This window comes from Streptomyces sp. RK62, from assembly GCF_018070255.1.
In the GTDB taxonomy this organism is placed as follows: domain Bacteria; phylum Actinomycetota; class Actinomycetes; order Streptomycetales; family Streptomycetaceae; genus Streptomyces; species Streptomyces nigra.
The window spans coordinates 16898-29309 of the sequence record NZ_JAGPYD010000003.1 but is presented as its reverse complement, the minus strand read 5'-3'; the positions used below and the strand labels follow the sequence as shown (position 1 = coordinate 29309).

The 12412-nt window shown below is 69.9% G+C and carries 15 protein-coding genes and 1 pseudogene; 11 read left to right on the top strand and 5 right to left on the bottom strand.

Annotation, left to right across the window (positions count from 1 at the left end):
• Window positions 1-131: 131 nt before the first annotated feature.
• From KBY32_RS06510 to KBY32_RS06500, 3 genes are all read left to right on the top strand, one after another.
• Window positions 132-746 (top strand): TetR/AcrR family transcriptional regulator, encoded by a 615-nt coding sequence (locus KBY32_RS06510; RefSeq protein WP_210979190.1) that lies wholly within the window; start codon window positions 132-134, stop codon window positions 744-746.
• A gap of 179 nt (window positions 747-925) precedes the next feature.
• Window positions 926-2266 (top strand): ferric reductase-like transmembrane domain-containing protein, encoded by a 1341-nt coding sequence (locus tag KBY32_RS06505; protein WP_210979189.1) that lies wholly within the window; start codon window positions 926-928, stop codon window positions 2264-2266.
• Between the two features lie 201 nt (window positions 2267-2467).
• Window positions 2468-3019, top strand: a complete 552-nt coding sequence (locus tag KBY32_RS06500) for a DUF1062 domain-containing protein (protein WP_210979188.1) — start codon at window positions 2468-2470, stop codon at window positions 3017-3019.
• A gap of 98 nt (window positions 3020-3117) precedes the next feature.
• On the opposite strand, the gene KBY32_RS06495 is transcribed toward KBY32_RS06500, so the two are convergent.
• Both KBY32_RS06495 and KBY32_RS06490 read right to left on the bottom strand, forming a co-directional pair.
• Window positions 3118-3633, bottom strand: coding sequence for a hypothetical protein (locus tag KBY32_RS06495; RefSeq protein WP_210979187.1), 516 nt, complete (start codon window positions 3631-3633; stop codon window positions 3118-3120).
• Window positions 3634-3834: 201 nt separating this feature from the next.
• Entirely contained in the window at window positions 3835-4365 is a 531-nt protein-coding gene (locus KBY32_RS06490; protein WP_210979186.1) for a DUF2785 domain-containing protein, read from the bottom strand.
• A gap of 98 nt (window positions 4366-4463) precedes the next feature.
• On the opposite strand from KBY32_RS06490, the gene KBY32_RS06485 reads away from it, so the two are divergent.
• The 4 genes from KBY32_RS06485 to KBY32_RS06470 all read left to right on the top strand — a co-directional run bounded on the left by KBY32_RS06485 (window position 4464) and on the right by KBY32_RS06470 (window position 7538).
• Window positions 4464-5195, top strand: a complete 732-nt coding sequence (locus tag KBY32_RS06485; protein ID WP_308293661.1) for a 2-phosphosulfolactate phosphatase — start codon at window positions 4464-4466, stop codon at window positions 5193-5195.
• Window positions 5196-5294: 99 nt separating this feature from the next.
• Complete coding sequence (locus KBY32_RS06480) at window positions 5295-5816, top strand: helix-turn-helix domain-containing protein (protein WP_210979185.1); 522 nt, start codon at window positions 5295-5297, stop codon at window positions 5814-5816.
• An 8-nt stretch (window positions 5817-5824) separates the two neighbouring features.
• Window positions 5825-6670, top strand: coding sequence for an MBL fold metallo-hydrolase (locus KBY32_RS06475; protein ID WP_055619880.1), 846 nt, complete (start codon window positions 5825-5827; stop codon window positions 6668-6670).
• 76 nt (window positions 6671-6746) lie between these two features.
• Window positions 6747-7538 (top strand): hypothetical protein, encoded by a 792-nt coding sequence (locus tag KBY32_RS06470; RefSeq protein WP_199835354.1) that lies wholly within the window; start codon window positions 6747-6749, stop codon window positions 7536-7538.
• 229 nt (window positions 7539-7767) lie between these two features.
• Here the strand turns inward: KBY32_RS06470 and KBY32_RS06465 are convergent, their stop codons facing one another.
• A complete protein-coding gene (locus KBY32_RS06465; protein ID WP_247689123.1) occupies window positions 7768-8355 on the bottom strand; it encodes a lamin tail domain-containing protein in 588 nt (195 codons plus the stop codon).
• A gap of 422 nt (window positions 8356-8777) precedes the next feature.
• On the opposite strand from KBY32_RS06465, the gene KBY32_RS06460 reads away from it, so the two are divergent.
• Complete coding sequence (locus tag KBY32_RS06460) at window positions 8778-9074, top strand: hypothetical protein (RefSeq protein ID WP_055619883.1); 297 nt, start codon at window positions 8778-8780, stop codon at window positions 9072-9074.
• 24 nt (window positions 9075-9098) lie between these two features.
• Here KBY32_RS06460 and arsM read toward each other — a convergent pair whose 3' ends face one another.
• On the bottom strand, window positions 9099-10007 hold the full coding sequence (arsM, locus tag KBY32_RS06455; protein ID WP_210979184.1) for an arsenite methyltransferase: 909 nt from the start codon (window positions 10005-10007) through the stop codon (window positions 9099-9101).
• Between the two features lie 135 nt (window positions 10008-10142).
• Between arsM and KBY32_RS06450 the strand changes: the two are divergent.
• The 3 genes and pseudogenes from KBY32_RS06450 to KBY32_RS06440 form a co-directional block, all read left to right on the top strand.
• Window positions 10143-10307: pseudogene (locus KBY32_RS06450) on the top strand (transcriptional regulator); the annotation flags it as partial.
• Window positions 10308-10352: 45 nt separating this feature from the next.
• Window positions 10353-10718: a DUF1801 domain-containing protein gene (locus tag KBY32_RS06445; RefSeq protein WP_210979183.1), complete on the top strand. Its 366-nt coding sequence runs from the start codon at window positions 10353-10355 to the stop codon at window positions 10716-10718.
• 93 nt (window positions 10719-10811) lie between these two features.
• Entirely contained in the window at window positions 10812-11534 is a 723-nt protein-coding gene (locus KBY32_RS06440) for a bifunctional 2-polyprenyl-6-hydroxyphenol methylase/3-demethylubiquinol 3-O-methyltransferase UbiG (protein ID WP_210979182.1), read from the top strand.
• Between the two features lie 31 nt (window positions 11535-11565).
• Here KBY32_RS06440 and KBY32_RS06435 read toward each other — a convergent pair whose 3' ends face one another.
• Entirely contained in the window at window positions 11566-12411 is an 846-nt protein-coding gene (locus KBY32_RS06435; protein ID WP_210979181.1) for a GNAT family N-acetyltransferase, read from the bottom strand.
• Window position 12412 lies beyond the last annotated feature (1 nt).

Below are 12412 nucleotides of genomic sequence, written 5' to 3'. Positions count from 1 at the left end.
AGGAGCGCCTGTCACTCAGTGACAAGACGTCTGCATGTGTCAGTTCCCGGGGCGCCACTATGCTGCGGTGATCGGTGACGCAGTGAGATGGGGCGGCGACAGTGGGCGAGGCATCCGGAACCGTGACCGCGATGAGCGATACGGCGGTCGCGCCACCGCTTGCCGAACGCCGCAGGACCGCCCTCCGGCTGGAGATAGCCCGGGCCGCCGTGCGGCTCTTCGCCACCCAGGGGGTGACCGGCACGACCGGCGAGCAGATAGCCCAGTGCGTGGGCATCTCGGCCCGCACCCTGTGGCGTCACTTCCCCTCCAAGGAGAGCTGTGTACGCCCGCTGCTGACCGCAGGCCTCGACGCCGCCACGGACCAGCTACGCCACTGGCCGCCCCAGGTACCGCTGCTGGACTACCTCACCGACTCCTGCCGGCGGGGGACCCTCCCCTCCGTCGACCCGGCCGTCCTGGACCTCATCCGCATGACCGTCGACGAACCGGCGCTGCGGGCCGTCTGGTTGCAGGCCCACGACGACGCCCTGCCCGTCATCGCCGGGCTCCTCGCCGCCCGGGCCGGCACGAGCGCCGACCGGCTCCAGGTGAAGGTGCACGCCAGCATGGTCAACGGGGCCCTCAGGATCGCGGCGGAGGACTTCGCAGCGAAGTGCGCCCATGGCGGTGAGGCCACGGCCGAAGCGCTCGCCGCCTGCCTGCACGCGGCCCTCCGCACAGTCACCGACGGGCTCCCGTACTAGAACGCGGCATCCCATGTGTGAAAAAGGCCGGAAGATCCCACGGTTCCGGCCTGAACGGAACCGGCCCCCCGGCCGTATTCTTTCCCGATCGGAGGAGGGTCCGGCGTGACCCCCCGGTCTTCATCGGTGTGGGCACAGGTCGCGCGCGGAAGGCGGCCACGGGGGAACGAGGAACGACCATGACGGCGGCGACCAACGAGATCCGGACAGGCACCCTTCCACCGGTGGCCGTGGCCCGCCGGGTGATGTGGGCGTTCGTCCTCGTCAATGGGGTGATCGTCGAGTCGCTGTTCATCGCCTCCGGCTCCGGCAAGAACGACGTGCTCACCGTCGCCAAGTTCTTCGGACTGCACGCGGCCCTGCTGATGTTCTGCCAACTGCTCCTCGTGGCCCGCCTCCCCTGGCTGGACCGCCGGATCGGCATGGACCGGCTCACCGTCTGGCACCGCTGGGTCGGCTTCGCCCTGCTGTGGACCGTCCTCACCCACGCCACCCTCGTCGTCCTCGGCTTCGCCACGCTCGACGACACCTCCATGGCCAAGACGTTCGTCGCGCTCAGCGGTGTCCCGGCCTCCCTGCTCGGCATGCTCGCCGCGGCCGTCATCCTCCTGATCGCCGTCGTCTCCACCCGGCCCCTGCGCCGCCGCCTGCCGTACGAGGTCTGGCACGGACTGCACCTCACGCTGTACGTCGCCCTCGGCCTGGCGTTCGTGCACCAGCTGCAGGAGACGACGACCTTCACCTCGTCCGCGTTCGCCACCACCTACTGGTGGACCATGTGGCTGTTCGCCTTCGGCGCGCTGCTGACCGGACGCCTCGTCCTGCCGCTGTGGCGCAACGCCTACCACCGCTTCACCGTGTCGGCCGTCGTCCCCGAGTCCGACAACGTGGTGTCGGTCTACGTCGCGGGCCGCCACCTCGACAAACTCCCCGCCCGCGCCGGTCAGTTCTGCATCTGGCGGTTCCCGGGACACCACAACTGGTGGCTCGCCAACCCCTTCTCCCTCTCCGCAGCCCCCGACGGACGCGGACTGCGCCTGACCGCCAAGGCGGTCGGCACCACCAGCGCCGGACTGCGCAACATCCCCGTCGGCAGCCGCGCCTTCGTCGAGGGCCCCTACGGCGCCTTCACCTCATTGCACCGCACCCGGCCCGGCGTCCTGCTGATCGCCGGCGGCGTGGGCATCACGCCGGTGCGGTCCATGCTGGAGGAGTCGGCGACCGGTGACGTCGTCGTGCTGTACCGAGTGCGCAGCGAGGCCGACGCCGTCCTCCTGCCCGAGGTGCGCCGGCTGGTGGAGCAGCGCGGCGGACGGCTGCACCTCCTCACCGGCCGCACCGGCGAGTCCGCTGCCCCGCCGTTCGGCGCGCGGAGCCTGCACCATCTGGTGCCGGACGTCCTCGAGCGCGACGTGTACGTCTGCGGACCGCCGGCCATGACGGCCGCCGTCCTGGCCGGCCTGCGGGAGTTGCGGGTCCCCGCCCATCAGGTCCACGCCGAGAAGTTCGGCCTGGCCTGACCGCAAGCACGTCCAGCAGACGAAAAACGAGTGGAAGCACGCGGCACCGGATCACTAGCGTGCTTCCCGCCCCAGTCGTCTGAGCGAGGACGTGCCGTTGTACACCGTGTGAGACCTCCCGAGTGCTGATCTGTCGCGCGTCGCGCCTGTGCGCCGCGCCCCTTTCTGCTGCGGACTTCTCACTGAAACCGGTGTACTTCTGTGCTCCAGACCTGGGTGGTCGCACCCACCTGCCTTCCGCATGTCCTCCGCCGTTGCCCCTGCGGATCCCCGCGCTCCCGGCCGAGCGGCGCGTTCCGTGTCAACGCGCACCACAAGCTCCTCGACGCCTGGCTCCTCGTGCTCTGCGACTCCTGCGGCCGCACCGCGAAACTCAGCGTCCTGGAGCGGGCCAACGTGCGCTCCATCCCGGCGGACCTGCTGGACCGCCTGCACGCCAACGACGTCGGCCTGATCGCCGAGTTGCTCCAGGACCCGGTCGTACGGCGGCGCAACCGCGTCGCCCTCGACTGGGCCGGCGCCTGGCGCCTCGACACGGGTGATCCGGCGCCTTCCGATGCCGACACCGACGTCCTCGATGTGACGGTCCGCTTCGCGGCCCGTATCCCCGTCCGTCCGGCACGGCTGATCGCCGAGGGCTGCGCCCTGAGCAGAGCCGAGGTCGGACGGCTCATCGAGGAGGGGAGCCTTGTCTCCGCCGTCCGCCTGACGGGGACGGTCTCGGACGACTTCACGTTCACGCTGAAGCGCTGAGTGCCGCGCGCTGAGTGCCGCGCGCTGAGCGCCGGGGCGGGCCGAGCGCTGTGATGCGACCGGCCCGCCCCGGGGGTCAGGTCAGAGGGATGGCGGGCTCAGCAGCCGCCGCAGTTGTAGTAGGTGACGTCCCAGTGGTTGCCCTCGTCGGCGTACACGTTGCCGGACGCGGAGCGCCACTGCGGGGCTCCGTCGCCGCGCACACCGATGTACGTGAAGGTGTTCTTGACGTAGTTGGTCACGCACGTGGTCTTGCCGAAGTCCAGCTTGTAGCCGTTCCAGTGCGAATACGTCCCGGAGGCGTGACCGGTCTCGGTGCCGCCGGTGATGTTGAGCGCGCAGCCGGTGGCGCCTTTGAGGGTCTGGGCGCCCTGGGCGGTGGCGAGGTTGAGCTGCTCGAACGACGTACACGTGGGGGTGTTGCGGTCGGAACAGCCGCCGGACGAGGACCAGGTGATGCCGACCTGCCGGAACATCGAGGTGGCGGTGGCATGACTGATCTTGCTGACGGCCGACGCCTCGCCCGCGGTGCCGAGTACGGCGGCACCGGGTGCGACGACGAGGGCGAGGGCAGTGAGCGCCGACCTGAACTTCGGCGAGGGGGCGACCTTCATGTCTCAGAGCCTTCCTGCTGGGGCCGTAATTCCTGTGGGGCGGGGCGGCGGTGCAGGTGGTGCGGTGACGATGGTGCCCGTGTCTACGCGCGTTGGCCAGAGGACAAAAGGGGCCGGTGGGAGAGACGTGGCGCCGACTGGGCTGAGGCAGCCCACGTTCCGGATCAAGCCTGCTCGAACTGTGTGTGCGCAGGGTGGCGGCTAGTCAGACCGAGTACCGATACGTGCAGTTGGAGGATGCGCGGCTGGCCCGAGGTCGCTCCGGCGGTGGGAGAGGACCTGCACGAACGCCGCGACGGCGTCGGCTCCATGGGCGACGGCGTGCAGCCAGCCCAGGGAGTCGTCCCAGCCACGGGTGTCCCGCTCCTGCGGATACCAGGCGGAGAAGGCGGCGCACCAACGCTCGGCTGCGTCCTGCGACACGCGCCCGGGGACGGCCGCCGCACGCGTCAGCACCGCACTCAGGATCAGTGGCGCGAAGGTCCGCGCCTGGACCTCCCGATGACTGAACCGCCCCGCGGCGGAGTCACCCAGCCCCTTCAGAACGGCGTCGAGAGGCCCCTCCCGGATCCAATGGGCGGCCGCGGCATAGGCCCCGTCGTCACGGCCCCCGGGATCGCGCGACACCAGCGCCACCGCCAGCTCGTCGACGAGCCGGGAGGCGGGGAGGTGAGCGGGATACGGGAACCCGTCGGCCGCGAGCGACGGCCAGTCGATGAGGGCAGCAGTCATGGCCGTCAGGCTTGCACACGGCCGTTGACTGCCGTTCACCCGCTCCCGCGACCGTAAATGGCAGGCCACGCACCCTGCTCATCCGTGACCATGAAGGAATGGACACCCGTTACCTCGGCATCGCCGAACTGACCGAAGTCCCCTCTGTGGCAGTCGTGGTGGACGTCATGCGCGCCTTCACGGTGGCCGCGTGGGCGTTCGCACGGGGAGCGGAGCGGATCGTCCTCGCCGAGTCGCTCGACGAGGCCCGGGCGCTCAAGGAACGCCATCCGGACTGGGTGGCGATCAAGGACGGCCCGCCGACGCCGGGGTTCGACACGGTCAACTCACCCGGCATGCTGAGGTCGATGGACCTGAGCGGGAGAACGGTCGTACAGAAGACCACGGCCGGCACGGTCGGCGCCCTCGCGGTGAAGGACGCGTCCCTGGTGCTCTGCGCCTCCTTCGTGGTGGCGGAGGCCACGGCCCGGTTCCTGAGGGCCCGCGCCGCCCACGACACGGTCACGTTCGTGGTCACGGGAGAGGACGGCAAGGCCGAGGAGGACCTCGCGTGCGCCCAGTACATCGCGCTGCGCGCCACGGAGGGCAAGAGCGCCGGAGCGGCCGAGCAGGCGGCCCCGAATCTCCGTCGCGCCGCCGAGTCCCGCGCGGCCGAGGAGCTGGCGACGGGCGTCCGTGCGGGCGTCCACCCGGACGACGTCCCCCTGTGCCTCGAACTGGACCGCTTCCCGTTCGCCATGATCGCGAGCTGGGACGGTGACGCGGACGCGGGACGGATGATCTTGCGGCCGTACGAGGTCCCGGTCCAGGTGACGACGACAGACCTCTGACCTGCGGCGGGATCCGGGGGCGCGCGGGATGTGACCCTGAATACAAAAATTGATGCCAGATGCTGTGTTCATTTTCCAGAGTCTGCGTACCCTGGAGTCATGGACGCCATGTCACTCCCCGCGAACCGGCACTGCTCGATCGCCCGCACGCTCGCCGTCCTGGGGCAGAAGTGGAATCTTCTGCTGCTGCGCGAGGCCTTCCTCGGGCGCACCCGGTTCGCGGAGTTCCAGCGCATCGGCATCCCGAACGCGACCCTCGGCCAGCGTCTGAACGATCTCGTGGACGCCGGCCTCATGGAGCGCGTGACCTATCAGGAAGAGGGAGAGCGCAGCCGCGAGGAGTACGTCCTCACGGAGGCAGGCCGCGATGTACTGCCGGTGCTCGCCGCCCTCAGCGCCTGGGGCGACCGCCACCGGCCGCAGGAGACGGGCCAAGGGGTCGTCTACGCCGCCGCCGACGACGAACGCCCCGTGCATCTCGAATTCCGTGACGAGCTAGGCGAGTTGGTCGACCCGGACGCCGTCACGATCATCCGGGGCCCGGCGTACCACGCCGCCCTCGCCGCCGCCGCTGCCGACCGGTCCGCCGGCCGAGACCGCGGTGCCGGCCACGCCAGTTAGGAACCGCCATGACCAGCAGCACCCCCCTCGCCTACGACGTCTTCGTCGCCGACCCGATCGCGCAGAACGTCACCGATCTCGTCCCCAACGGGGACCGGAGGATGTTCTCGCCCCTGTCCATCACCCTCGTCCACGGGGAGCGGGACGCCGTCCTGGTCGACCCGCCACTGACCTCGGAGCAGGCCGAGGCGGTGGGGGACTGGGTCGAATCCACCGGCAAGAACCTGACGCACATCTTCGCGACCCATGGTCACGGTGATCACTGGTTCACCGCCGGGATCCTGGCGGAACGCTTCGGCGCCGAGGTCGTGGCCTCGGAGGGCACGATCAAGGAGATGCAGCGCAACGTCTCCATCCGCCCGCAGTTCTGGGACCGGCTGTTCCCCGGACAGATCCCCGACGCGCCCGTCACCGCCGTCACCGTGCCGGACAACCGGTTCTCCCTCGAGGGCCACGAACTGGTCATCGTCGAGGTCGGCCACAGCGACACCGACGAGACCAGCGTCCTGCACGTCCCCGATCTCGACCTCGTCGTGGCGGGCGACGTCGTCTACAACGGCGTGCACCAGTACCTGGCCGAGTCCAAGAACGGCGGCCGTGACGCCTGGCGCAAGGCCATCGACACGGTCGAAGGGCTCCGGCCGCGCCGGATCGTCACCGGTCACAAGAACAAGGCCCTCGACGACGACGCCACCCGCGCCCTCGCCGAGACCCGCCTCTACCTCGACACCGTCGACGAACTCCTCGACCGCAACGACGACGCGCTGAGCTTCTTCCACGCCATGCTGGAACGCTTCCCCGACCGCCTGAACCCCGGCGCGCTGTGGGGCGGAGCCGTCGCCCTGTACGCGTAACGGGAAAGCCCCACCCTCCTGCGAAGACGGCCCTGTTGGCCGTATAGCCTCACCCCTCCGACACAGGGGAGGGATCATGCGAGGCAGAACGGCCGGACGGGCCGCAGGGCTCGGTGTCATGGCGGGTGCGGCGGCGTTGACGTTGCTGTGCGCGACCGCGGCGCAGGCCGAGGGCCGTGGGGACGTACGGGTCACCAAGACCGTCGTGAACAACGGCAACAACGTCATCATCGGTACGACGGCACGGGTCACGTACCCGATCGCCATCACGATCCGGGACAACTCGGGGGCGAAGGGCCTGACGCGCGTCAGCGTCTTCAGCAAGTCCAAGGGCTGGGGGTTCAGCGACTGGACGGGCACCCGGTGCGAGAAGAAGAGCTCCACCACGTCGGTGTGCACGGCCACCATGACGGTCGCCCCGGGGTGGCTCCCGGACAGTGTGCCCGGCGACATCAACACCATCGCCGGGCTCTGGCAGGTCAACGCCACCGTCAAGGCCAACGACGGTGACTACTGGATCTCCGACGACATCGCCGAGTTCAAGATGAAGCGGGCGTCCAAGCTCACCACCGACGCCACGCCCGAGCCGGTGGCCAAGGGAGCCTCCCTCACGATCAAGGGCAAGCTGTCCCGCGCGAACTGGGAGGACCTCAAGTACCACGGTTTCACCGGGCAGACGGTGAAGCTGCAGTACCGGAAGGCGGGCGCCGAGCACTACAGCACGGTCAAGACGGTGAAGACGGACAGCTCCGGCAACCTCAGCACCAAGGTCACCGTGACCGCGGCGGGCAGCTGGCGCTACTTCTTCCCCGGTACGACCACCACGGCACGGGTCGTCTCGAAGGGTGACGCCGTCACCCTGAAGTAACCGCCCGATCGTCGGCGTCTCCCGCAGTTCGGCGGCGGGCGCCGACGAGACGGCCGCCGCCCCTCGCCCACGCGGATCGACGGCGGCCACCGCGAACTCGTCCCGGTGACTGTAGCTTCGCGGGCGGCGCATACAGAGGAGTGCACCCGGCCGTGGGAGGCCGGGTGCACTCACATGTGTCGCGTCGCAGCGTGGATGGGGGACTTCAGCTCACGTACCGCGGCGGTGTTCAGCGGTTGTAGTGGTGCCGGCCGTGGTCGTACTGGCCGCGGTCGTACTGGCCGTGGTGGCGCTTGTCGCCGTGCCGGTTCTTGTCACCGTGGCGGTGCTTGCCTCCGTCCCGGTGGTGGCCCCACGACTCGGTGTCGATACGGCGGCCGTAGTCGTTGCGGAGGGTCGCGGTGTCGGAGCGGTTGTCCCAGACGTAGTAGCGGCGGTCCTGGAACAGGTCGGTGCGGGTGTCACGGCCGATGCCCGTGTGGATGCGGACGGTGGCGCGGCCCGCGAGGCGGAAGTGGTCGAAGGTGTAGGTCTGGCCGTCCCGGTTTTTCAGCGTCCAGCCGTCGAGGTTGACGCTGCGGCGGGTGGTGTTGGTGATCTCCACCCACTCGCGGTTCAGGGAACGGTTGGAGTAGTTGTCACGGCCGGGCGAGTCGTACTGGACCGCCGTGATCTCCACCTGCCCCCGCTGGTGGCGGGAGTGGTCGGCGGCGGAGGCCGGCAGCGTGATCGCCGAGACGAGAGCGCCGGTGGCGACCGATGCCGCCGCGAGCCGGCGGACGGTGATGTAGGCGGGGGTGCGGGTGGGGGTGGACAAAGGGTTCTCCCTGGTGGTGCGGACACCGTCCCTCCGGACGCCATGGTGGCTGCCCGGGGGAGCGGTGCGGTGTGCGATGGCGACCGGTTGGCCGCGAACGCAATTTGTCCACGCCGTGGGGGAGTGGTGGTGAAGGCATGAGCGTTGTTACCGTTTGTGGATATTTCTATGACTCTCGACTGCAATGCTCATCTATGAGGGCTTGTGTGACGCAAGCGCGTTCTTGGCGGGAAAGTCCCTGGATGATCAGGTGCCGTGCATTCCGGTACGTATGGTGCGGTCGCCGCGCGGGGTGATCTTCACCCGAAAGTGAGTAACAGATTCGTCCGGCGCCGGGGGCGGAGTCGGCGAGTCCATGGTTCTCGCCGGCTCGGCAGTCGCTGGGACCGGCCGTTGTCGGTGGCGGCTGCGAGGCTGGTGCCATGAACGGCGATGAGCAACTGCTGAGGGGCCGGGTCTACGGCCATGACCACGACGACCCCCATCCGTGCCCACTGCCGCACCGGACCTACGCGGCGCTGATAGGCGGGCCGTTGGACGGGCTGCTGCTGGACATCACCGGGTGGCGCGCCGACGAGATAGAAGGGGGCGTCGCGCTGCCCACGGAACTGGGCCGGTTCCCGGGCGGGCGAGCCCTCTACGACCTACGCGCCGGGGAGACCCGAGGGACGGGCCCGGGGGTGGCGTGCCGTCTCCACCACTCCGGTGACATGCCGTGAGGCGCTGACGACCCCTGCGCGTGGTCAGCTCGTGCAGCCGCACCCGGCGGCCGACTTGGCCTCGTCGACACCGACGGCCGGGTCGACCGCCTCCTCGGCCGGGGTGCAGCAGGCGCTGACTCCGCAGCAGGAGCCAGCTGCCGCGTGCGCGGCCGGCGCGTCCGGACCGGTGGCCGTCGTGGCGGTCTTCGTGGCCCGGACGATGGCGGAGTACATGCCGTCGGCGACGGCGTGCGTCGGGGTGATCCCGACATCGGTGAAACCGGCGGCCTCCAGGCCCGCCCGGTACTCCGCGAAGGACAGGGCCCCGGCGATGCACCCGACGTAGTCGCCGCGCTCGGCGCGCTGGGCGGAGGTGAGGGCGTCGTCGGCGACGACGTCGGAGATCCCGATACGGCCGCCGGGCCTGAGCACCCGGAACATCTCGGCGAAGACGGCGGGCTTGTCGACGGACAGGTTGATCACGCAGTTGGAGATCACCACGTCGATGGTGTTCGCCGGCAACGGGATCGCCTCGATGGAGCCCTTGAGGAACTCGACGTTGCGGGCACCGGCCTTCTCCGCGTTCGCCAGCGCCAGGGCCAGCATCTCCTCGGTCATGTCCAGCCCGTACGCCTTGCCGGTCGGGCCGACCCGGCGGGCGGAGAGCAGGACGTCGATGCCGCCGCCGGAACCGAGGTCCAGGACGCGGTCGCCGTCGCGGAGTTCGGCTACGGCGGTGGGGTTGCCGCAGCCGAGGGAGGCGGCGACGGCTTCGGCCGGCAGGCCGGCGCGCTCGTCGGCGTCGTAGAGGCCGGAACCGAAGTTCGCGTCGACCTCGACCGTGGTCGGTCCGGACCCGCAACAGGCGGCGGCTCCCTCGGTCACGGTGGTGGCGGCCGCGGCATACCGCTGGCGGACGGTTTCGCGCAGATCGCTGGACTGCTCGTTCATGACTCGCTCCTAGGTGATGTGGTGATGGGCTGATGTGTCGGGGCTGGCGCTGCACTGCCACCGACTGACCGGCCTGTATCGATGTTCGTTGATTCAAGCTTGCGCGCTGCATTGAGAAACGTCAATATAAGAAGCATGGCGAAACGAGAGCTCGAGGTGATCGGCCAGAATTCCGCAGCCTGCTGCGCCCCTCTGTCCACCGCGCCCATTGACGAGGCACAGGCCGCCGACCTGGCGAAGATCTTCAAAGCCCTGGGCGATCCGGTCCGGCTGCGCCTGATGTCGATGATCGCCTCGCGGGAGCCGAGCGCCGCCCGCGCCGGCGGCGTCGCTTAGGCTCACGCCATGGTGCAGAGCAGTGCGGCGGACGTCGACGGGTATCTGACCGAGGTGCCGGAGGAGCGCAGGGGCGCCCTGACCAGGCTGCGGCAGCTGTGCCGGGCCGAGCTCACGGGCTACGACGAGGTGATGGCGTACGGCATGCCCACCTATCTGCGGGAGGGCTCCCCGGAGATCGCCTTCGCGAGCCAGAAGCAGTACGTGTCCTTCTACCTCATGCGCGGCGACGTCCGGGAAGCCTTCGCGGACCGGCTGAGCCAGCAGGACATGGGCAAAGGATGCCTGCGGTTCCGCAAGCCGGCCGACATCGACTTCGACCTGGTGCGGGACCTGCTGAGGGCGGTGGCGACTACCCCGGGCGAGAGCTGCTGAACCGCGGGGGGCCTCGCTGTCCCCCGAACGGTGGAACAGGCGATGCGGGGGAACTGCGGCCCCGGCACGGCCCGTTGCACGGGCATGGCGGACATGGGGATGACGAAGCGGGCGGGATACCAAGGGACCGGACCGGGCGCGATCACGCCGGACGGCTGTGCGGTCGAGCTGTACGTGCGACTGCCGGTCGGGACCGAGCCGGACATCGTCGCCGCGGCCGTGCCGCCGGGGGCGAGCATCCTGGAGCTGGGCTCCGGGGTGGGACGCGTGACCCACGCGCTCGTGGAACGGGGCTTCACGGTGACGGCCGTGGACGAGTCCCAGGAGATGCTGGACCGCATCCGCGGTGCGCGCACGATATGCAGCCCGATCGAGGACCTGGACCTCGGCGAGTCCTTCGACGTGGTGATGCTCGGTTCGTTCCTCGTGCACGCCGCCGACGTCGAAGTACGGCAGGCGCTGCTCCGCACATGCGCCCGGCACCTGGCCCCGGGGGGCTGCGTACTGATCCAACGCGAGGGCGAGGACTGGCACATGAATCTGCCGCGCGAGCGCATCGACCCGAGCGGCTTCACGGTACGAGTCGTCTCGGCGGAGCCGATAGGTGACGGGGCGAACTCGGTCCACGTGGAGTACGAGTTCCCGGACGCCACCTGGACCCAGACGTTCCTGTCCCGCCCCCTGACGAAGGGCCAGTTCGAGAACGCTCTGGCGGAGGCGGGCCTGACGGTGGACACGTACCTGACGGACGACGGGACATGGGTGCGCTCAAGGCTCGCGGGAGGCGAAGGATCTCCGCTGCCTCACAGCGGCTGAGGGGCGCGTCGGCGAGTGCGCGACCGAGTAGTCAAGGCGTCAGCATGCGGAAGTCGGACACCGGGCGGTAGCCGATGCGCTGGTAGAGGTTGTTGCTCGTCGGGTTGGACAGGTCGGTGAACAGCAGGACGTGACGGGCACCGGCGTCCCGCGACGCCTGGGAGACGGATGCCGTGACGGCGGCGCCGTAGCCCCGACGCCGGTGCTCATGCGGGACGTAGACGGGCGTGAGGCGAGCCATGCCGTCCACGACGGGGGTCATGGCCGCCATGGCCACCGGTTCGGCGTCGGCGATCCACAGCCGCCAGCCGTCTCGGTCGATGCGCTCGTCGATGAAGCGGTCCAGGTCGACACTGAGTGAGCCGGCCTCCGAGACGAAGCGCGTGCCCCAGTCGTGGAGAAGAGCCCTGTCGTGTGCGGTTGCCCTGCGGGGTGCCCCCGGCCCCGGCGCCTCGAGCGGCGCCGGTCCTTCGAGACGGTAGAGCCGCAGGTGGACCCCGGTCTCGGGGACCGCGCCCGTGAGCGATTCCCAGTCACCGGCGAAGCTCTTGGCCGACCTGACGTCGGTCAGGAGTCCGGCAGGCGTCCTCTCCCACGTCGACAGCAAGCTGGCGAGATCGGTGGCCGCCGGTCCCGGCAGGGGGCTCACGGCCATCAGGCCCGGTGGTGTCCATACGAACGCGGCGGTGGTCGGAGCGCGGTCCGTGGCGCGCCACCACCCCAGCACCCCGGCCGGTGCCGCACCGCCGGACCTCTGCGGGTATGCGAGCGAGTCGAGCCCCGTCAACAGCATGGTGTGCAGATCGGGACGGCTGGTGAGGAACGCACCCGCTGCGGACCGGAAGGCGGCGGGATCTGCTGTAAGGGACCAGGTCATC